Origin of the sequence: Microbacterium sp. SYP-A9085 (assembly GCF_009649635.1) — a bacterium.
Classification (GTDB): Bacteria; Actinomycetota; Actinomycetes; order Actinomycetales; family Microbacteriaceae; genus Microbacterium.
Window position 1 is genome coordinate 12344 of record NZ_WJII01000006.1, and the last position, 21870, is coordinate 34213.

Annotated in this window: 11 protein-coding genes; 2 read left to right on the forward strand and 9 right to left on the reverse strand. The window is 72.1% G+C overall.

Going from position 1 to position 21870, the window contains the following annotated elements:
* Window positions 1-18 precede the first annotated feature (18 nt).
* From GH740_RS11675 to GH740_RS11695, 5 genes are all read right to left on the reverse strand, one after another.
* Window positions 19-5982, reverse strand: a complete 5964-nt coding sequence (locus GH740_RS11675; RefSeq protein ID WP_153746291.1) for an Ig-like domain-containing protein — start codon at window positions 5980-5982, stop codon at window positions 19-21.
* Window position 5983: 1 nt separating this feature from the next.
* Window positions 5984-7117, reverse strand: coding sequence for a serine/threonine-protein kinase (locus GH740_RS11680; protein ID WP_153746292.1), 1134 nt, complete (start codon window positions 7115-7117; stop codon window positions 5984-5986).
* Between the two features lie 182 nt (window positions 7118-7299).
* Window positions 7300-7944 carry a spermidine/putrescine ABC transporter substrate-binding protein gene (locus GH740_RS11685; protein WP_367641523.1) on the reverse strand — a complete coding sequence of 215 codons (645 nt, stop codon included), beginning with the start codon at window positions 7942-7944 and terminating at the stop codon, window positions 7300-7302.
* 54 nt (window positions 7945-7998) lie between these two features.
* Complete coding sequence (locus GH740_RS11690) at window positions 7999-8502, reverse strand: hypothetical protein (protein WP_153746293.1); 504 nt, start codon at window positions 8500-8502, stop codon at window positions 7999-8001.
* Complete coding sequence (locus GH740_RS11695) at window positions 8499-9620, reverse strand: ABC transporter (RefSeq protein ID WP_153746294.1); 1122 nt, start codon at window positions 9618-9620, stop codon at window positions 8499-8501. Before GH740_RS11695 ends, GH740_RS11690 begins: the two co-directional genes overlap by 4 nt.
* A gap of 144 nt (window positions 9621-9764) precedes the next feature.
* On the opposite strand from GH740_RS11695, the gene GH740_RS11700 reads away from it, so the two are divergent.
* The gene (locus GH740_RS11700; protein ID WP_153746295.1) at window positions 9765-10370 is read left to right on the forward strand and encodes a hypothetical protein; all 606 of its coding nucleotides are present in this window, start codon (window positions 9765-9767) and stop codon (window positions 10368-10370) included.
* A 148-nt stretch (window positions 10371-10518) separates the two neighbouring features.
* On the opposite strand, the gene GH740_RS11705 is transcribed toward GH740_RS11700, so the two are convergent.
* Window positions 10519-11772, reverse strand: coding sequence for an amidohydrolase (locus GH740_RS11705; protein WP_153746296.1), 1254 nt, complete (start codon window positions 11770-11772; stop codon window positions 10519-10521).
* 168 nt (window positions 11773-11940) lie between these two features.
* Here GH740_RS11705 and GH740_RS11710 point away from each other — a divergent pair, with 168 nt between their 5' ends.
* Window positions 11941-13416 (forward strand): glutamate-cysteine ligase family protein, encoded by a 1476-nt coding sequence (locus GH740_RS11710; protein ID WP_153746297.1) that lies wholly within the window; start codon window positions 11941-11943, stop codon window positions 13414-13416.
* Between the two features lie 4 nt (window positions 13417-13420).
* On the opposite strand, the gene GH740_RS11715 is transcribed toward GH740_RS11710, so the two are convergent.
* From GH740_RS11715 to GH740_RS11725, 3 genes are all read right to left on the reverse strand, one after another.
* Entirely contained in the window at window positions 13421-14038 is a 618-nt protein-coding gene (locus tag GH740_RS11715; protein WP_153746298.1) for a hypothetical protein, read from the reverse strand.
* 107 nt (window positions 14039-14145) lie between these two features.
* Window positions 14146-18021, reverse strand: coding sequence for a DNA-directed RNA polymerase subunit beta' (gene rpoC, locus GH740_RS11720; protein WP_367641524.1), 3876 nt, complete (start codon window positions 18019-18021; stop codon window positions 14146-14148).
* Window positions 18022-18062: 41 nt separating this feature from the next.
* The gene (locus GH740_RS11725) at window positions 18063-21557 is read right to left on the reverse strand and encodes a DNA-directed RNA polymerase subunit beta (protein ID WP_153746300.1); all 3495 of its coding nucleotides are present in this window, start codon (window positions 21555-21557) and stop codon (window positions 18063-18065) included.
* Window positions 21558-21870 lie beyond the last annotated feature (313 nt).

The window sequence follows — 21870 nt, forward strand, 5'->3', positions numbered from 1 at the left end:
TCCTGGTGATGCGGGATGTCACTTGCCGCTGTCGGCAGGCGAGGAGGTCGGGGACGGGGTCGACGGGTCGTTCGGGGTGCAGCTCGCGCCGAAGGACGAGGTGGCGTCGTTCAGCCCCCACTTCCCCCAGCTGACGGTGACGCCGATGCCGGACACCGACGCGGCCCCCACCGGCACGGTGCCGTCGGCGGGCGTCGGCAGCGTCGTGCCGTCGGCGTCACGGTACACCGCGCCGGCGGCGGCGAACGCGAACGCCGCCCCTGCGGAGGACCGGGTCGTAAAGCTGAGCGGGTCGCCGCCGTTGCAGACTGCAACGCCCCACTGCGCCTGCACCTGGGTGGGCGCGGTGCCCGCGGCGGGGACCACCGCCACCGGGTCGCCCTGGTAGGGCCCCCACTGGTACCAGACCCGGATGCCGGGGTCGGCGTCGAACACCGAGGACGGCCAGCCGCTCATCTGCACGTCCGCCCAGCCGGGCGCCGTGTCCGTGCTGCTGGAGGGCTTCGTCTTGATCGTCCATTCCGCGCGGTTGCCCGACACGTCGGGCTGTGCGGCGACCGTGAATGTGTAGCCCCGCGGCGTGGGCGACCCGGCGGTGGGCTTGACGATCACCTGCTGGGTGGTCTCCACGCGCCCGAACGAGTCGCCGCCGTACCAGGAGGCCGCGCACAGCCGGTACGTGGGCGCCTGCCCGATCCGGGCGGTGAACGTCGCCTGGACCGCGGTGTCGGCGCCGATGTCGGCGGGCCGGCACAGCTGCCCGTCCTCGACGATGGCCAGGCGCACCGTGGATCCGTCCCCGTTGCGGAGCACGGACCCGCGCATCGTGATCGTGGCGGTGCCGTCGCCGTTCACGGTCTGGCTCGCCACCGCCAGCGCGGGGCTCTTCGGCGCGCCGACGCCGTTGGCGAAGATCGAGCGGGACTGTCCGGTCGTCGAGCCGTCGAAGCCGGGAGGCAGCGAGAACCGCGAGTACGGGGTGACCGTGAGCCGGGATGCGGTGTTCGTGCCGATCCGGTAGCTCGGCACGAACACGGAGCTCGCGCCATCGCCCACCGGCACGTCGACGGTGTCGCCGGCGTCGCTGGTCAGCCGCACACCGGCCGTCTGCGACGGGTCGATGCCGTCCACCGTCACCGACACCATGCCGCCGTCGCCGGAGGTCACGATCGGCTGGGCGGTGACCTTGGACGGGGTGGCGGGTGCGTCGTACGCCCACGCCGTCGTGGCGACCGGGTCGGACTCGCCGACCGCGTTCACGGCGGTCGCCGTGTACCGGCGCTGCTCGCCGTTCGGCGCGGTGATCACGGGACACGTGCCGTCGGCGGCGCACGTGGCGACGACGTTCCCCTGGTAGCGAAGGAGGAACCCGCTCAGCGCCGGGTAGGCGAGGCGGCTGGGCCCGGCATCCACCCGCAGCGTCACCTGCCCGCTGGCGTACCCGGACTGGACGAGTGCGGCGGGCGCCTTCGGGTAGCCCTGCAGGTCGAACAGGATGCGGCCGTCGCGGTCGCCGGCGGTCTCGCGGCCCTGCGCGTCACGCACCGAGAATGAGGCCGTGCACGTCTGCCCGGGGGTGTCCTTCGTCCACGACGCGCGCACGTGCGCGGCGTCGGTGACAGTGAACGCGACGCCCGTGCACTCCCCCGCCGGGCGCACGGCGACCACCGTCAGCGGCGTGCGCGGCAGCGGGTTCACCTCGCCGGTGCCGCCGATGACCCCGACGGTGCAGGAGGACCCGCTCGCCTGCGAGCAGTGCTGCGCCACGGTGCCGGCCTGCGGCAGCGTCGAGGGCACCGCGCCCACGCGCAGGATGATCCGGGCCGGGGCGACGCCGGGGTGGCTGGTGACCTCGACGACGGCGACCTCTTCCGCGCCCGGGCGTGCGTCGTCGGCGCCGGTGACGGTGAGGGTCGCGCCCTTCTGCGCCACGGTGAAGCCGTCGCCGCGGTGCGAGACACGGTAGGCGATCCGGTCCCAGTCGGTGCGGCCCTGCCAGGTGGTCAGCGTGCGCAGGTCGTACGTCACGGTCGAGCCCGGGCTGACCGTGAGGGATGCCGGGGCCAGCACCGGCACGGGGGCCAGTGCCGCCACCGCGACGGGCACCGACAGCAGGGTCCACTCCGCCTGGCCGACCAGGCGCACCGGGACCACGCACGCGTCGGCCCAGGGGGCGCCGGTGCCGGCGTCGTAGCGCACCCGGGTTCCCGACGCGCGGACGCAGGCGGCGGCGTCACGCGCATGGGACACCGTCACATCGGATCCCACCTCCAGTGCCGCGCCGGTGGGGATGCTGACGAGCCGGGCCATGTCCCACGTGACGGATTCGCCCTCGGTGACCTTCTGCGGCTTCAGGTCCGGGCGCAGCGCCAGGGTGAGGTCGTCCTCCCCCGGGATGCGCAGGAACGCGTACGAGGTGACCTCGACGCCGGCGGCCGTCCGCCCGGTCAGCGAGAACGGGACGATGCGGGAGTGCTGGGGGAGGGGGCCTGCGATCCGGTGGCCCTGCACGCGGAGCCCGGCCGGGTCGCCCCACAGCCGCAGCGTCAGGCTGGACACGTCGCCGCCGGTCCAGGCGACCTTGCCGGAGACGACGTCGATCCCGCCGGGCAGCCGCTCGCGAGTGGCGGCGGTGAGGGCGGTGTCTGCGATCACCGGGTAGTCCGGGACGGCGTCGCGCACGACGCGGACCACGATCAGGCCCCGCCCGGTGTTGCCGGCGCTGCTGGTCACGTCGTACAGGAACGACATGGTGCCGGCGTCCAGGCCCGCGCGGATCTCGACCTCGTCGTCGCGCACGCCGGCCAGCAGGGCCTCCAGCCGCGCGTACTCGGGGTTCGGGCTGCCGTCCAGCAGCGTCGGGACGGCGTCGGGACGGACGTCGGTGAGGGTCAGGGTGCCGCCGGTGGGGTCCACGTCGTTGGCGAGCGGGCTCACCCGCACCGTGTTGTCGGCGCCCAGCTGCAGCTGGACGTAGTCGGTGAACGTCACCGGGCTGGGGTTGGCCTGCTCGTCGAGCACGCCGACCTGGGCGGTCGCGGTCCCGGTGGCGCCGAAAGCGTCGGCGACGCGGTATGTGAACGACACCTGGCCGTGGAATCCGGGGACGCTCGTGTAGACGATGGACTCGCCGTCCGGGGAGATCGTCGCCGATCCGCTCGCGGGCTGGGTGAGGATCCGGTCCAGCGACACGCCGTCGCCGTCGGGGTCGACCCCGAACGGGCGGAACGGGATCGTCGTGCTCTGCCCGGTCAGCACGCGCCCCACGAGGGTGCGCGGGCGGGGCGGGCGGTTCGCGTCGTCGGAGATGACCTTCACGTGTACCGCGGCGGTGTCCGACAGCGTCGGCGACCCCGCCGTGTACACGGTGTACTCGATGCGGTCCTCGCCGGGCCGCGACGGCGCCAGGTAGCGCAGCATCCGCCCGGATGCGAACGCCAGTGCCCCCGCGGCCGCGGAGCGCACGGAGCTGGGGTCGAGGATCATGGTGCCGCCCGAGGCGGCGACGTCGTTGTCGAGCACGGGGATGTCCACCTGCGCGCCGGCGCGCACCACTATCGCGTCGTCGACGGCGATCGGGGCGAGTTCGTCGCTGGTCGGGAGCAGGTACACGGTGGCCTCGCCGGTGATCCGCGAGCCCGCGTCGTCGGTGCCGTCGGAGACCGTGTAGTGGACGGTGCCGAGCTGCCCGGGCCTGCCGTCGGCCGTGGTGCCGGAGATCCGCAGATAGTTCTGGCCGACGACGTCCACGGACATCGTGGCGCCGTCGGCGACGACGGGCCGGACGTCGCTGAGCAGCAGCACGCGGCGGGTGGGGTTGCTCACGGCGCCGAACACGTCGAGCGTGACATCCTGCTGCGGCCGCACGAAAGCGACCACGGGCGCCGTCGACAACTGCGCGGGGGCGTTCTTCGCCAGCAACGTGATCCGCGCGGTCGCGGACGCCTCGCTCTGCCCGTCCGTGACGGTGTACGACACGCGGTACACGCCGGGTGTGTCCGCGGTGAAGTCGAACGCCGTGCCGCCCGAGGGCGCGACCGCCTCGGCCCCGGCCTCGTCGAGCACCCGGACCGCGGACAGCGACAGGCGGCCCTGCGTGCCCGACACGTGGTCGCCGACGTCGACGGTCAGGCCGTTGCCCTGCGCCTCGACCACCGTGAACGACTCGGCGGACAGCTTCGGCTTCGGCGTGATCCGCACGGTCAGCGTGCGGGTGGCGGTCGCGCCGCGCACGTCGCCGACGGTGACCCGCAGCTGCGCTATCTGCGGTTCGCCGACCGAGGCGTCGGTGTGCTGGTAGACGATGTCGCCGGCGGGGGTGGATGCCACCGAGCCGACGCCGTCGTCGTCGGTGACCGACAGCAGCATGAGCGGGTCGCCGTCGGGGTCGACCCAGCCGTTCAGCACCGGGATGGTGACGGTGCCGCCGGGGGCCACCTGCGGGGACGGCCAGCGTGCCAGGCACCCGTCGACGCCGCACCACCGGGGCGCCCGGTTCGCGGCGGCCGCGACCGCCGTGAGCGTCACGGTCGTGGGAGCGGAGTACAGGCCGTCGGCATCCGTCCCGTCCGTCACCCGGTAGCGGAACGTCGCCGTGCCCGTCGCGTCGGGGGCGACCTGGACCGCGAGCCGCTGCCCGTTGTCGGTGATCGACACGGTCCCGAAGCCGGGGTCCAGCCCCGTCACGCTGCGGGGGTCGATGCTCAGCACGTCCTCGTTCGGATCGTGGTCGTTCAGCAGCACCGGCACCGCGGCGAGCGCGCCGGGCCGCACGCCGAACGCGTCCGGCTCGGCCACCGGGGGCTTCGGGTCGATCACGACGGGCGCCTGCGCGTCGCTCGTGGAGGTCTGCGGGGCGGTGCGCTCGTCGAGCGTCCAGTCCTGGCTGGAGGGCAGCAGGGCGCCCGTGCGCGCGTTCCAGACCCAGCCGCTGCGGGTCTCGTTGAGGATGAGGCCGGCCCCCGCGCCGGCGAACACGGGTCGCCGATCGTCGTCCAGCGCCCGCCCGGCATAGCCGAGATCGTGCCGGCCGCCGGTCGAGCTCCAGATCGTCCCGCCGCCGGTGCCGAGCCACGCCGCGTACACGGTGTCGCCGTCGACGACCGGCCGGGCCGGCGCGCCGAGGTCGGCGGAGGTGCCGCCGACCACCCGCTGCGGCGCCGAGCCGTCCACCGGAAGGCGTACGAGTCCGGTGTCGTCGGCGACCCACGCCGCGTCGCCGGCGGCGCGGGCCTTGCCGTACGCGACATCGCCGACCAGGCGCAGTGTGCGGGCGGCCCCGCCGCCCCGGCGCCACACGCGACCGTTGTCGGCGTCGATGAGGAACCACGTCCCGCCGGCGGCGGTGAGGCCCACGGTCGCGCCGTCGGGCGGCCCGGTGACGGCATCCTCCCCCAGCAGCCTGCCGTCGGTGATGCGGTAGCGCACCACGGCGCCGGCGTCCTTCGCGAACCCGTAGACGACGCCGGCGTCGTCGACGGCGATGGCGCCGATCCCGAGCGGGGCGGTGCTCCCGGTGGGGCCGGGGACCGTGATCTGGGTGGCGTCGCCCGACGACAGCCGGCCTGCGTACACGGCGCCGCCGTCGGTGCGGTAGGCGACGAAGTCGCCGGAGACCGCCACTTCGACGGTGCCGGCGGGGGTGGACGGCGACTCGCGCAGCGTCGCGTCGTCCAGATCCGTGGGCTCGGCCTCGTCGATGCGGGTGAGCTTTCCGTACGACTCGGAGAAGAGGAACGCGCCGTCCCCGGTCTGCGCCACGGCGGACGGGTTCGCGACGCTGCGCACCGTGTCCAGCTCCCCGATCGCGGTGTTCACGCGGGCGTAGCGGCGTCCCTGCGCGGTCTGCAGCGCCCACACCGCGGTCTCCTCGGACGGCGTGGAGCGCGCGTCCAGGCCCGGCCAGACCACGCTCACGGTGATGACCATGGTGGCGGCGGCGACGCCGGAGACGACGGCCGCGATCAGCGAACGGCGCCGCACGTCAGCCCCCGCCCGCCAGCAGCGCCCAGATCACGAGGACCACGGCGGCCCCCGCGACGGCGGCCGCGACGATCCACGGCCACATCCGCGCGCGGGCCGCGGCGGTCGGGCCGGAAATGTCGGCGTCCTCGTCGCGGGCGCGGGTGGCGAGGGGGGCGGGCTGTGTCGTGCGTCGCGGCGAGTCGTGCGGCACGGAGCTGATCGCGGGGCCGCGCAGCGCGGCATCCCGCACATCCACTGTCTCGTCGCCGGGGACCCACTCGTCCACGGCGACCTCGAGCGGCGTGGGCGGGAAGCCCATGTCGCGCTGCGCGTCGCGCAGCGCCTGCGCGAACGCCAGCGCGCTCGGATAGCGTTCCTGCGGATCCCGCGCCATAGCGACGGCCAGCACATCCTCCACCCCGGCGGGCACGTCCGCGCGGGACATCGGCGGGAAGACCGCGCGCAGGATCCGGCGGCGCATCCGCTCACGGGTGTTCTGGCCGGGCTCGGGCCGTTCGAACGGGCTGTGCCCGGCCAGCAGCGAGTACACGGTGGCGCCCAGGCCCCACACTTCGCTGGCGACGGTTCCGGAGGTCTGCTCGGCGATCACCTCGGGGGCGCTCCAGGGCACGCTCATAGCGAGCACTTCGTCACCGCCGCGGGAGGCGAGCGTGGAGGAGATCCCGAAGTCCGCGAGCACGGGGGTCCCGAACGTCGTGATCAGGATGTTGCTGGGCTTGACATCCCGGTGCACGAGACCCGCGCGGTGCGCGGACTCCAGGGCGCTGGCCATCTTCACGCCGATCGTCAGCGCCTCGTCGACGGGCAGCCGCTCGTGGCGGTAGCGCTGCGCGAGCGAGCCCGGGCAGTACTCCATGACGATGTAGGGGCGCCCGTCGGCGGAGATCCCGGCCTGGTACACCGTGACGATCGAGGGATGCGCGGACAGGTGCGCGAGCACGTCGGCCTCGGCGTTGAACATCCGCAGCATCTCGGGGTCGCGCACGCCGGCGGGCAGCACCTTCACCGCCACATGGCGGCGGGGCATGTCCTGCGCGTACAGGAACACGTCGGCGAAGCCGCCCGATCCGAGAGGGCGGACGAACGCGAGTCCGGGCAGGACGGGGGGCGTCGAAGGCAGACGCGTCGGCATCGCGGACCCCCATCCGGAGCGCGCCCCTCATCTGCCGTCCCGCGACGCGCGCAGACAGCGGGCAGGCCCGGCAATCGTAGCAAACCGGGATGCCGCGACCCCGTGCGGCTGGCGGGCGGGGCGGGATGCCGGAACCGGCGGGTGCGGGCGGGGCGGGATGCGTGTCCGGTGCGGCGCGAGGGTCAGTCGGTGGGGTCGAACGGGGAGTCGAGCGAGCGGGTGAGCTCCTCGAGGAGGGCGGCCACCTGCGGCTCGACGTACCGGGTGACGGCGGCCTGGATGCGCAGCCGGTGGCTGAGCAGGACCGAGCACACCTCCCGCCCGATCATGTTCGCGTATTCGTCGGCCAGGCCGACCTCCTGGCGGAGGGCGGCCTTCGCGTCGTCGCTGAGCGGCGGCAGCGCGGGAACGTCGGCGTCGGCTTCGGCGGCCATCCCGGACAGGGTGAAGAGGAACGGCGCGCCCGGCTGCGGGTCGGGGTCCAGCGGCATCCCTTCGAACTCGGGGTCCAGCCCCTCGCCGGGCCGGTAGCTGCGCGCGCGGTTGCGGTCGGCCTGCTGGTCGAGCTCGTCCTGCAGCATCGGGAGGTTCCGCGCCGTGTACTCGGCGACGGCGCGGTCGACGATCGCCTTGACGCGGGTGGACAGGCCGTGCTGCACCGCGTGCGGCACGTCCGAGCCGAGCCCGGCGGCGGAGAGCACTGGCGAGCCCAGGCAGCGCCGGCATACGGCCACCCGTCCGCGGTGCGTCGCCGGCTCCCACCGGGGAAGCCAGCGCAGCCAGGCGTCGACGGCCTGGCTCACCTGCGTCTCGAGCGAACGCTCCACGTCTCCCACCGTAACCGGACAGGCCCGTCCGGGCGCGTCATTTCGCGCCGTTCATCAGGGCGATTCGTCGTCTTCCCAGGGCCAGCGGGGGCGCCGGCTCCGGGTCCGGACGAGAGCCACCCCCGCCCAGCCGGCGACGAGGCCGGCGGCGAGGACGACGAACGCGAAGCCGGATGTCACGAGCCGGCCGGCCGCGGCCGCGGCCAGGACGATGTCGGCGGTGGCCAGCGCGCCGACGATCCAGACGGCGGCGAGGTAGGCGAGGAACGCCGCTATCGCCGCCCACACGGCGCCCCAGAACGAGGGGTGCGGGCGCCGCACCGCGGCCCACAGGGCGCCGGCGAACACGGCCACCGCCGCGGCGGTGCCGATGGCGCCGGGGGCCTGCCCGAACCCGGGCGCGGAGATGACATCCTCCTCGAGAAGGAGGCTGGCGACGCCGAGTCCGCCGATCGTGAGCGCGGCGAAGCCGATCGTCGCGAAGGCGAGAGCGACCACCGGGCGGACCGAGCCGGGCGCCGGAGCGCCCGGGCGCGGTCCGCCCGGTGCGTCGTTCATCGGTCGGCCAGCTGCGGCCCCGCCTCGAGAGTGCGCTGGTACTCGCGACGGGCCTCGAGGTTCAACTCCGTCATCCGGCGGCCGCGGGCGGCCACCCAGGCGCTGAACCACACCGTGAGCTCACGGCCGATGACGAACGCGGCGACGGCCAGGGGCGCGAACAGCTGGTCGGCCGCGACCTTCGCGCCCTCGTCGACGGAGATCATCCAGAACGGCGCCTCGAACAGCTGGCCGAGGATGTGCCCGCCGTAGGCGGCGAGGCCGACGAGCACCCCGAGGACCACCCAGAGGCCCCAGCGTCCGCGGTCGAGGATGGCGCCGAGGAGCCAGAACGCGAGGAAGAAGACGACGGTCGGCACCCACAGTCCCCATGTCGTCACTTCGCCGGCGAGCCACGTGCCGATCGAGGAGACGGTGACGCTGCCGGTGACCAGGCCGATCACCGCGCCGGCGGCCAGGTACAGCACCGCGAAGCAGACGGCGGCGACCAGGCCGATGGCGCCGGCGGCGCCGCGGTTGCCGCGGGGGCGCGGCTCCTCGGGCGCCTGCACGAAGATCGGCTGCGGCGCGGCGGCGGCGGGCGCCGCATAGGCGGGCTGATCCCAGGCGGGAGCGGCCGGCTCGGCGCGCTCCCTGTCGGCGACGCGCGCGTCGTCGTACGCGTCGGCCCCGTGATAGGGGGCGTACGTGTCGGCGGCGCGGCCATCGGCGGCCGCGGCGGCGTCCGCTCGGCCGCGGTCGTCGGCGGGGGCGCGGTCGTCGCGCGACGCGGCGGCATCTGCGTCGCGCGCGCGGACGTCGGCGGGTGCGGCGTACGCGGCATTGGCACGGTCGTCGGCGAGTGCGGCATCGGCTCGGTCATCTGACGAAGCGGCGGCGGCGCGGTCGTCGGGCGAAGCGGCTGCGGCGCGGTCATCGCGCGAAGCGGCAGCTGCGCGGTCTTCGGCAGCGGCATCCGTGTCGCTGGCGTGGGCCGTCGGTGCGGCGGCGGACTCGTCGACGCGGTCACGCCGAGCGGCCTCGGCCTCGGCCAGCCCTTCGTGGGCCCGACCGACCACGTCGTCGACGGGCGTCGGCTCGTCGACGGGCTCGCCCACGGGTTCCCGGGGATCACTCATCGCAGGACTCCTCACATGGGGACGGTCCCCTACCCCGTGAGGCTACCCGCGCGACACGCCGCCCGACAGGAGGCATGCCGACGTGTCGGCGACCCGGGCGCGTCGAGGCGCGCCGGCCGACGCGAACTCCCCTACAGTGTGGCCATGCACCGGCCCCCGCTCGCCGCCCTCGCCGTCGGCATCCTGCTCGCAGGCGCCCTCGCCGCCTGCGCCCCGACCCCGGCGCCCACCGGCGCGGCCCCATCGCCGTCGACGTCGACGGTGACGGATCCGCCGACCGGGACGACATCCCCTTCTCCCACGGCGATGCCGAGCCCCAGCTCCACGGAGGAGACGGTGGCGGCGCTGCCGACGGACTGCCGGGCGATCCTGTCGGCGGACGTGCTCTCCCAGCTGAAGGATGTTCCGCTGAACGACCCGGCCTTCGCCCCCACGGGCGTGCGGGCCGACGGCTCGCTCATGTGCGTGTGGCGCCACCCCGGGGCCGACACGACGGGGATCACGACGACGATCGCGCGCGTCGCGCGCGGCCCCGCGTTGGCGCAGCTCAACGAGCTGCGCGACGCCGGCGCCACGTGCTACACACCGTCCCGGGGTACGCGCTGTGAGCGCACGTGGCCGGATGAGCAGTACCCGGTCATGGACGGGCGCACGATGTTCTGGCGCGCGGGGGTCATGATCGACACGGTGTGGTCGAACCTCGCCCCGGTCGGCTACACCGCCAGCATCATCGCCCACGTCTTCCCCTGAGCCGGGCCCCGCGTGGCCGAGTCCCCTGCCGGAATCGCCGTCCCGAGCTGGCGCTTCGCGCTCCTGATGCGGCACCAAGGGACGGCAACTCGCGGCGGACGGCGAGGGGTCCCGCGACACGTCCCGCGACGTGTCCTCCAACGCGGTGTCAGAGGCCGCGCGGCGCGGCGGTGGCCGCCAGCACCGTGTGCACGAGCGTGCGCACGCCCACCGGGATCGCGCGCTCGTCGACGCGGAACTCCGGCGAATGCAGGTCGACCCGCGGCTCGAGCCCGTCCCAGACGCCGAGCCGCGCCAGCGCCCCGGGGGCGTGCTCGAGGAGCACCGCGAAATCCTCCGCGCCGGTGGACTGCTCGGCCGCCGCGACGGCATCCCGGCCCAGTCCCTCCTCGACACCGCGCCGGAGGAGATCCACCGAGACGGCGTCGTTGACCACCGGCGGGACGCCGCGGATGTAGTCCAGCCGATACCCGGCCCCCGTCGGCGCCAGCAGCTGCTCCACCAGCTCGGTGACCACCGGCTCGGCCAGCTCCCAGGCGGTGCGGTCACGGACGCGCAGCGTCCCGCGCAGCGATCCCTGCCGCGGGATCACGTTCGCGGCCTCCCCCGCGTGCACCGCGCCCCACACCAGCAGCGCCCCGGACCGCGGGTCCAGCCGCTCGTCGACGAGCGCGGGCAGCCGCGCCGCGACGGCGGCGAGCGCGCCCACGACATCCACCGTCAGCTGCGGGCGCGACGTGTGGCCGCCGGGGCCGTGCACGTCGAGCTCGATCATGTCGCACGCCGACGTGATCGGGCCCACCCGCAGCCCCACCTGACCGGACGGCAGCCGTGGGTCGCAGTGCAGCGCGTACACCCGGTCGACGCCCTGCAGCGCGCCGGCCGCGACGAGCTGGTGGGATCCGCCGGGCATGACCTCCTCGGCGGGCTGGAACAGCAGCCGCACCCGCCCCGCGAGTGCCGGCGCCGCCCGCAGCGCGAGCGCGGCGCCGGTGAGCACGGCCGTGTGCACGTCGTGTCCGCACGCGTGCGCGGCGCCGGGCACCGTCGAGGCGAACGGCAGCCCGCTGGCCTCCGTCAGCGGCAGCGCGTCGATGTCGGCGCGCAGCCCGATCACGGGCCCGTCCGCGCTCCCGGCGATCTCGGCCACCAGGCCGGTGCCGCCCGGGAGCACCTGGGACGGGATGCCGGCGGCGTTCAGCGCATCCTGGATCGTCGCGGTGGTCTCGGTCTCGCGCCGCGACAGCTCCGGGTGCGCGTGGATGCGTCGGCGCAGCGCGACGATCCCCGGCAGGTGCTCGGCGAGGACGGCGTCCAGCCACTCCGGTCCCCGCCCGGCGCCGGGGTCGACGGGGCCCGCAGCCGCCGACGTCCTCGTCCCGACCGGGTCGTGCACCGTCATCCGCTCACCTCCGTGGGGTCCGTGCGCCCGCCACCAGGGTAGACGGGATGCCCCGCCCGGCAGAACACCGGCCAGAACACGCTGTCCGCGCGCGGGCGGGATGTGCTTGACTCGGGGACCACACCGCCGTGCACAGCACCGCGTCCGGTCGCCCGGGAGGAGGTCTCGATGGGGGATGAGATCGGCACCACCGTGTTCAGCCGCGAGCAGCGCAAGCGCTACCGCGCGAAGGTGCAGCGCTGCCTCGACGTGTTCGAGCGGATGCTGCAGGGGCACGCGTTCGAGTTCGAGCGGCCGCTGACGGGCCTGGAGATCGAACTGAACCTCGTCGACGACGCGTGGCAGCCGGCGATGGCCAACGCCGAGGTGCTGGCGGCGATCGCCGACCCCGCGTTCCAGACCGAGCTCGGCCGCTACAACATCGAGCTGAACGTCCCGCCGCGTCCGCTGCCGGGCGCGTCCGCCCTCGAACTGGAGGGACTGCTGCGCTCGTCCATGAACCACGCCGAGGAGCGTGCCCGCGCCGCCGGCGCCGGCATCGTGATGATCGGCATCCTCCCCACGCTGCGCCCGGAGCACCTCAACGGCGAGTGGATGAGTGCGAACGCGCGCTATCGGGCCCTGGACGAGGCCGTGTTCTCGGCGCGCCGCGAGGACCTGGAGCTGAACATCGCGGGCGTGGAGAAGCTGCGCATGTACTCCCCCACGATCGCCCCCGAGTCGGCGTGCACCTCCGTGCAGCTGCATCTGCAGGTCGCCCCGAACGAGTTCGCAGCGAACTGGAACGCCGCCCAGGTGCTCGCCGGTCCGCAGCTCGCACTCGGGGCGAACTCGCCGTTCCTGTTCGGCAAGCAGTTGTGGGCGGAGACCCGCACGGAGCTGTTCCTGCAGGCCACCGACACCCGCTCGCCCGAGCTGCGCAACCAGGGAGTGCGCCCGCCGGTGTTCTTCGGCGACCGCTGGGTGACCTCGATCTTCGACCTTTTCGAGGAGAACGTGCGGTATTTCCCGGCGCTGCTGCCGGAGACCACCGACGAGGACCCGGAGGCGGAGCTCGCGGCCGGGCGTGCCCCGCGGCTGCAGGAGCTGCGGCTGCACAACGGCACGGTGTACCGGTGGAACCGCCCGGTGTACGACGTCGTGGACGGGCGGCCGCACCTGCGCGTGGAGAACCGGGTGCTGCCGGCGGGGCCGACGGTCGTGGATGTCCTGGCCAACGCCGCGTTCTACTACGGCGTCGTCCGGATGCTCGCCGCCGAAGACCGGCCTATCTGGACGAAGATGAGCTTCGACGCGGCCCGCGCGAACTTCACCGAGGGTGCCCGCCGCGGCGCGGATGCCGTGTTCTACTGGCCGGGCCTGGGCAGCGTGCCGTGGGACGAGCTGATCCTGAGGCGCCTGCTGCCGCTGGCCGAGGAGGGGCTGACGCTGTGGGGGGTGTCGCAGGCGGTGCGCGCCCGCTACCTGTCGATCGTCGAGGAGCGCTGCAAGCGCCGCGTGAACGGGGCGTCGTGGCAGGTCGCGGCGGTGCGCAGGTTCGAGGAGCGCGGCATGGACCGCTGGCAGGCGCTGGCGGCGATGCTGAAGCTGTACGCGCAGGGGATGCATGCGAACGAGCCGGTGCACACGTGGGAGCTGCCGTAGCCGCCTACGGCCACAGCCGCCCGACCAGCGCGTCGACGTAGCCGGACGGATGCCACCCGGTCTCGGTCGTGGACAGCCACATCCCGTCGCGAACGATGTTCGTCTCCACGACGGTCCCGGTTGTCCTCGTGCACCGGATGCCGCTGCCGGCGCCGGTGCAGGCGAACCCCTGGCTGGACAGGCCGGCCGCGGCGATGGCGCCGTCGGCGGCATCGACCTTCGCGAGCGTGGTCACCACGTGCCCGCCGCCGGCGTCGCGCCACGCGCATGTCATCAGCACGGCCGGCCGCAGCGCGTCGCGCACGGCCGTCGCGGTGGTCGCCGGCGGGTCCTGCGACTGGTCGAGCACGCTGTGCGCCCGCCACGTCAGCTGCGCCCACAGCCCGTCCGGGTACAGCGAGCGGCAGTCGTCGGTCAGCGCCGTGCCGATGCTCTGGATCGGCCGCGGCGTCGCCTGCCCGGCGGTGCTGGAGGCACCCGAGCGCAGCAGGTCGCCGAGCATCTGCACGGCACCGGGGACCCCGGGCGCGGCCAGCCACGCCAGGCCCGCGACGACCCCGGCGCACACGATGCCGACCGGCCACGCTATCCAGCCGCTGCGTCCCCCGATCATGCCGTGCACCTCCCCTGCCTCAACGGTAAGCGCGGACGGTGGGAAAACGAGGAAGGCCCCCGGCGCGTGCCGAGGGCCTTCCGCAGCGGGATGCCGGGGGCCGGCATCCCTGTCTGTCAGTTGTACTGACCGGGCGTGAAGTCGTCCGTCGAGAAGCTGTCGAAGTCGACGTAACCGAGGTCGGCGTCGCTGTACGCGCCGTCCGAGGCGAAGATGCGGTTGGGGTACCGCTCGCTCTTGGCCTCCTCGGTCGCCTCGACCACCACGTTGCGGTACTTGGCAAGGCCGGTACCGGCGGGGATCAGCTTTCCGATGATCACGTTCTCCTTCAGGCCCACCAGCGGGTCGCTCTTGCCCTCCATCGCGGCCTGCGTCAGCACGCGCGTCGTCTCCTGGAACGACGCGGCCGACAGCCACGACTCGGTCGCCAGCGACGCCTTCGTGATGCCCATCAGCTCCGGGCGACCCGACGCCGGGCGCTTGCCCTCGGCGACGGACGCACGGTTGATGTCGATGAAGCGGCGCGAGTCCACGAGCTCACCGGGCAGCAGCGTCGTGTCGCCGTGGTCGACCACGGTGACCTTGCGCAGCATCTGGCGCACGATGACCTCGATGTGCTTGTCGTGGATCGGCACGCCCTGCGAGCGGTAGACCCCCTGGACGCCGTCCACGAGGTACTTCTGCACCGTGCGGGCGCCCTGCACGCGCATGATCTCCTTCGGATCCAGCGTGCCGACCTGCAGCGGCTGGCCGACCTCGACGTGCTGGCCGTCCTCGACCAGCAGCGTCGCGCGCTTGAGCACCGGGTAGACGTGCGGCTCGTCGCCGTTGTCGGGCGTGAGGATGACCTTGCGGCTCTTCTCGGTCTCGTCGATCGTGATTCGGCCGTCGGACTCGGCGATCGGCGAGGCCCCCTTCGGGGTGCGCGCCTCGAACAGCTCCTGCACGCGGGGCAGACCCTGCGTGATGTCGTCCGCGGACGCCGAACCACCGGTGTGGAACGTGCGCATCGTCAGCTGGGTGCCGGGCTCGCCGATCGACTGGGCGGCGATGATGCCGACCGCCTCGCCGATGTCGACGACCTTGCCGGTCGCGAGGGACCGTCCGTAGCACTTCGCGCAGACGCCGACCGCCGAGTCGCAGGTGAGGACCGAGCGCACCTTGATGGTCTCCACCCCCGCCTCCACGAGCCGGTTGATCAGCACGTCGCCGACGTCCTGACCGGCCTCGGCGAGCACCTCGCCCGCGTCGGTGACCACGTCGGTGGCCAGGGTCCGCGCGAACACCGAGTTCTCCACGTTCGTGTCCCGCACCAGGGCGCCGTCGGCACCCGGGGCCGCGATCGTGAACTCGAGGCCCTTGCTGGTGCCGCAGTCGTCCTCACGGATGATGACATCCTGCGAGACGTCCACCAGACGCCGGGTCAGGTAGCCCGAGTCGGCGGTGCGCAGAGCGGTGTCGGCGAGACCCTTGCGGGCACCGTGCGACGCGATGAAGTACTCCGCCACGGAAAGCCCCTCGCGGTACGAGGAGATGATCGGGCGCGGGATGATCTCGCCCTTCGGGTTGTTCACCAGGCCTCGCATGCCCGCGATGTTGCGGATCTGCAGCCAGTTGCCACGAGCACCCGAGGACACCATCCGGTTGATGGTGTTGTCCTCCGGGAAGTTCTCGCGCATAGCCTTCTGGATCTCGTCGGTCGCCTCGGTCCAGATCTTGATGAGCTCCTGACGACGCTCCGCGTCGGTGGTGAGGCCCTTCTCGTACTGGCCCTGCACCTTCGCGGCCTGCTTCTCGTACTTCGCGACGATCTCGCCCTTGTTCGGCGGTGTGATGACGTCGCTGAGCGCGACGGTCACACCGGACCGGGTCGCCCAGTAGAAGCCGGCGTCCTTGATCGCGTCCAGCGCCGTGGCGACGGTGACCTTCGGGTACTCCTCCGCCAGCTTGTTCACTATCTGGCTGAGCTTGCCCTTGTCAGCCTGGCCGCGCACGAACGGGAAGCCCTTGGGCAGGGTGTCGTTGAAGATCACCTGGCCGAGCGAGGCATCCACGAGCCCGTGACGCTCGTAGTCCTCCGGCGCCTCGCCCTCCAGGAACGTGAGCTCCGGGATGCGGATGCGGACCTTGGCCTGCAGGTCCAGCGTGCCCTCGTCGCGGGCCATGATCGCCTCGGAGACCGAGCCGAACACGCGGCCCTCGCCGCTGGCGCCCGCCTTGACCGTGGTCAGGTGGTGCAGACCGATGATCATGTCCTGCGAAGGCAGGGTCACCGGGCGGCCGTCGGACGGCTTGAGGATGTTGTTCGACGCCAGCATCAGGATGCGGGCCTCGGCCTGCGCCTCCACCGACAGCGGCAGGTGCACGGCCATCTGGTCGCCGTCGAAGTCCGCGTTGAACGCCGCGCACACGAGCGGGTGCAGCTGGATGGCCTTGCCCTCCACGAGCTGCGGCTCGAATGCCTGGATGCCCAGGCGGTGCAGGGTGGGGGCGCGGTTCAGCAGCACCGGCCGCTCGCGGATGATCTCCTCGAGCACGTCCCACACCTCGGGGCGGGTGCGCTCGACGGCGCGCTTGGCGGCCTTGATGTTCTGGGAGTGGCCCAGGTCGATGAGGCGCTTGATCACGAACGGCTTGAACAGCTCCAGGGCCATCTGCTTGGGCAGACCGCACTGGTGCAGCTTCAGGGTCGGGCCGACGATGATGACCGACCGTCCCGAGTAGTCCACGCGCTTGCCGAGCAGGTTCTGGCGGAACCGGCCCTGCTTGCCCTTGAGCATGTCGGACAGCGACTTCAGCGCCCGGTTGCCGGTGCCGGTGACCGGACGCCCGCGGCGGCCGTTGTCGAACAGCGCGTCGACGGCCTCCTGCAGCATCCGCTTCTCGTTGTTCACGATGATCTCCGGCGCGCCCAGGTCGATGAGGCGGCGCAGGCGGTTGTTCCGGTTGATCACGCGACGGTACAGGTCGTTGAGGTCGGATGTCGCGAAGCGGCCGCCGTCCAGCTGCACCATCGGGCGCAGCTCCGGCGGAATCACCGGGACGACGTCCAGCACCATCGACGCCGGGCTCATGCCCGTGGTCAGGAACGAGTTGACGACCTTGAGGCGCTTGATCGCGCGGATCTTGCGCTGGCCCTTGCCCTCGGCGATCTGAAGGTGCAGGTTCTCCGACTCGGCGGCCAGGTCGAACGCCTGCAGCCGGCGCTGGATCGACTCGGCGCCCATGTAGGCCTGGAAGTACTGTCCGAACCGGTCCTGCAGCTCGTGGAACACGTCGTCCTCGGGCTTGAGGGCTCCGACCTCCAGCGTGCGGAAGTCGTCCCAGACCCGCTCCAGACGCGCGATCTGCTCGTCCGCGGTCTTGCGGATCGAGGACATCTCCTTCTCGGCGGCGTCCTTCGTCTTCTTCTTCTGGTCGGCCTTGGCCCCCTCCGCCTCCAGGGCGGCGAGGTCCTCCTCGAGCTTCTGCAGGCGCTCGGCGACGCGGGCGTCGCGGCGGTCCGCGATCGTCTTCATCTCCAGGCGCAGGTTGTTCTCGTGGGTGGGCAGGTCGCGGTGACGCGCGTCCTCGTCGACCGAGATGACCATGTACGCGGCGAAGTAGATGACCTTCTCGAGGTCCTTCGGCGCCATGTCCAGCAGGTAGCCCAGGCGCGACGGGACGCCCTTGAAGTACCAGATGTGGGTGACCGGGGCGGCCAGCTCGATGTGGCCCATCCGCTCGCGGCGGACGGAGGACTTGGTGACCTCCACGCCGCAGCGCTCGCAGACGATGCCCTTGAAGCGGACGCGCTTGTACTTGCCGCACGCGCACTCCCAGTCGCGGGAGGGCCCGAAGATCTGCTCACCGAACAGACCGTCCTTCTCCGGCTTGAGCGTGCGGTAGTTGATCGTCTCGGGCTTCTTGACCTCGCCGTAGGACCAGCGACGGATGTCGTCGGCAGTGGCCAGGCCGATGCGAAGCTCATCGAAAGTTGTTGCGTCGAGCACTAGTTCTCCTGTGTCGGAATCTTGCGTTTGCCTGGCCGGGTTCAGATCTCGTCGATGGACGAGGACTCGAACCGGCTGGAGATGTTGATGCCGAGCTCTTCCGCCGCGCGGAACGCCTCGTCATCGGTGTCGCGGAGGTTCACGGCGGTGCCGTCGGCCGAGAGGACCTCGACGTTCAGGCACAGCGACTGCATCTCCTTCATGAGCACCTTGAACGACTCCGGGGTGCCCGGCTCGGGGATGTTCTCCCCCTTCACGATGGCCTCGTACACCTTCACGCGGCCCAGGATGTCGTCCGACTTGACGGTCAGCAGCTCCTGCAGCGCGTACGCGGCGCCGTACGCCTCGAGCGCCCACACCTCCATCTCGCCGAAGCGCTGGCCGCCGAACTGCGCCTTCCCACCCAGCGGCTGCTGCGTGATCATCGAGTACGGGCCGGTGGAGCGGGCGTGAATCTTGTCGTCCACGAGGTGGTGCAGCTTCAGGATGTACATGTAGCCCACCGAGATCGGCGCGGGGAACGGCTCGCCGGAGCGGCCGTCGTACAGCGTCGTCTTGCCGGTGCCGTCGATAAGGCGCTGGCCGTCGCGGGTCGGGAGCGTCGAGTCCAGCAGACCCGCTATCTCGTCCTCGTGCGCGCCGTCGAACACGGGCGTGGCGACCTTCGTGCCCGGGGCCGCCTCGCGCGCCGCCTCCGGCAGCTCCTTCGACCACTCCGGGTTGCCCTCGACCTTCCAGCCGGTCTGTGCGATCCACCCGAGGTGGGTCTCCAGCACCTGGCCGAAGTTCATCCGGCCCGGGATGCCGAGCGGGTTCAGGATGACGTCCACCGGCGTCCCGTCGGCGAGGAACGGCATGTCCTCGACGGGCAGGATGCGGCTGATGACGCCCTTGTTGCCGTGGCGGCCGGCGAGCTTGTCACCGGCGGTGATCTTGCGCTTCTGGGCGATGTAGACCACGACCCGGCGGTTCACGCCGTTGCCGAGCTCGTCGTCGCCCTCCTCGGCGTTGAACTCCTTGACCGCGATGATCGTGCCCTCTTCACCGTGGGGCACCTTCAGCGACGTGTCGCGGACCTCGCGGCTCTTCTCGTTGAAGATCGCGCGCAGCAGGCGCTCCTCGGCCGACAGCTCGGTCTCGCCCTTCGGGGTGACCTTGCCGACGAGGATGTCGCCGGGGCGCACCTCGGCGCCGATGCGCACGATGCCGCGCTCGTCCAGATCCTTCAGCAGGTCCGGGCTCACGTTCGGCAGGTCGCGGGTGATCTCCTCCTTGCCCAGCTTCGTGTCGCGGGCGTCGACCTCGTACTCCTCGATATGAATCGAGGAGAGCGTGTCGTCCTTCACCAGGTTCTGGCTGAGGATGATCGCGTCCTCGTAGTTGTAGCCCTCCCACGTCATGAACGCCACGAGCAGGTTCTTGCCGAGGGCAAGCTCCCCGTTCTCGGTGGCCGGGCCGTCGGCGATGACCTCGCCGACCTCGATGCGCTCCCCGGCCGAGACCACGACGCGCTGGTTGTAGCAGGTGCCCTGGTTCGAGCGGTCGAACTTGCGCAGGTAGTACTCCTGGGTGCCGCCGGCATCCAGCTGCACCGTCACCTTGTCGGCGGAGACCTCGGCGACCACGCCTGCGCCGGACGCGGTGATCACGTCACCGGCGTCGATGGCGGTGTAGCCCTCCATGCCGGTGCCGACCACGGGCGACTCGCTGCGCAGCAGCGGCACCGCCTGACGCTGCATGTTGGCGCCCATCAGCGCGCGGTTCGCGTCGTCGTGCTCGAGGAACGGGATGAGGGATGTCGCCACCGACACCATCTGGCGGGGCGAGACATCCATGTACCCGATGTCCGCGACGGGGAACAGGTCGACCTCGCCGCCCTGGCCGCGGCGGGCCAGCACGCGCTCGTCGACGAACGCGCCGTCGGCCTTCAGCGTGGCGCCGGCCTGCGCGACGATGTAGTCGTTCTCCTCGCTCGCGGTGAGGTAGTCGATCTGGTCGGTGACCCGGGCGTCCACGACACGGCGGTACGGCGTCTCGATGAAGCCGAACGCGTTGATCCGGGCGAACGACGCGAGCGAGCCGATCAGGCCGATGTTCGGGCCTTCCGGCGTCTCGATCGGGCACATCCGGCCGTAGTGCGACGGGTGCACGTCGCGGACCTCGACGCCGGCGCGCTCGCGGGACAGGCCGCCGGGGCCCAGCGCCGACAGGCGGCGCTTGTGGGTCAGGCCCGCGAGCGGGTTGTTCTGGTCCATGAACTGCGACAGCTGCGACGTGCCGAAGAACTCCTTGATCGCGGCCACGACCGGGCGCACGTTGATCAGGGTCTGCGGGGTGATCGCCTCGATGTCCTGCGTGGTCATCCGCTCGCGGACCACGCGCTCCATGCGGGACAGGCCCGTGCGCACCTGGTTCTGGATCAGCTCGCCCACCGCGCGGATGCGGCGGTTGCCGAAGTTGTCGATGTCGTCGATATCCAGGCGGATCTCGACGTCCTTGCCGCCGCGGCGTCCCTCGAACGTGACATCGCCGCGGTGCAGGCGGACCAGGTACTTGATCGTCGCGACGATGTCCGCGACGGTCAGCACCGACTCGGACAGCGGCGACTCCAGGCCCAGCTTCTGGTTGATCTTGAACCGGCCGACCTTCGCGAGGTCGTAGCGCTTCGGGTTGAAGTAGAAGTTGTCCAGCAGCGCGCGGGCCGCCTCGGCGGCCACCTGCTCGCCCGGGCGGAGCTTGCGGTAGATGTCGCGGAGGGCATCCTCCTTGGTGAGGATCGTGTCCTTGGACAGCGTGTCCTCGATCGACTCGAAGCCGGCGAACTCGTTCAGGATGTCTTCGCTGGTAAGGCCCAGCGCCTTCAGGAACACGGTCACCGACTGCTTGCGCTTGCGGTCGATGCGCACGCCCACCTGGTCGCGCTTATCGACCTCGAACTCGAGCCAGGCGCCGCGGCTGGGGATCACGCGCGCCGAGACGATGTCCTTGTCACTGGTCTTGTCCGGGGTCTTGTCGAAGTACACGCCGGGGCTGCGCACCAGCTGCGAGACGACCACGCGCTCGGTGCCGTTGATGATGAACGTGCCCTTGCCGGTCTGCAGCGGGAAGTCGCCCATGAAGACCGTCTGGGTCTTGATCTCACCGGTGGAGTGGTTCATGAACTCGGCCTCGACGTACAGCGGGGCGGCGTACGTCTTGCCGCGCTCCTTGCACTCCTCGATCGAGTACTTCTCCGGCTCCAGGTACGGGTTCGTGAAGCTCAGCTGCATCGTCTCGCTGAGATCCTCGATCGGGGAGATCTCCTCGAAGATCTCCTCCAGGCCGCTGAACTCGGGCACGTCGTGACGACCCGCGGCGGCGGCCTCGGCGACGCGCGCCTTCCACGCATCATTGCCGATGAGCCAGTCGAACGACTCGGTCTGCAGGGCGAGCAGGTCCGGGACCGTCAGCGTGTCGGAGATCTTGGCGAACGAGAGGCGGGAAGCTCCGCGGCCGTTCTTGGGGGTGGTGGTGGATGCGTTGGGCGCAGCAGCCAAGGGGATAACCTCCATGGGCCCGGTCGGGCCTCGGTTCCTTGTCGACAGATGGCGTGCTCGGATCCCCGAAAACCTGTGCGCCTCGCGTCGCCGCCCATCGGACTGGGTCCCTCGGACTGGCGGGGGCGCGCAGGCACAGCCGACCACCATATGAAGGCAGGGGGAACCAGAGCGCAACTACCAACTATAGGACGCGGAGCCCGCCGTGTCCAGCCGGAATCTTGACGAGTCCTGGTTCCTGCGGTATAACCTGCCCGGCGGGCACCGGCCGGGCCCGGAATCGCCCGGCGCGCGGGCGTAGCGGGCGTGCGGG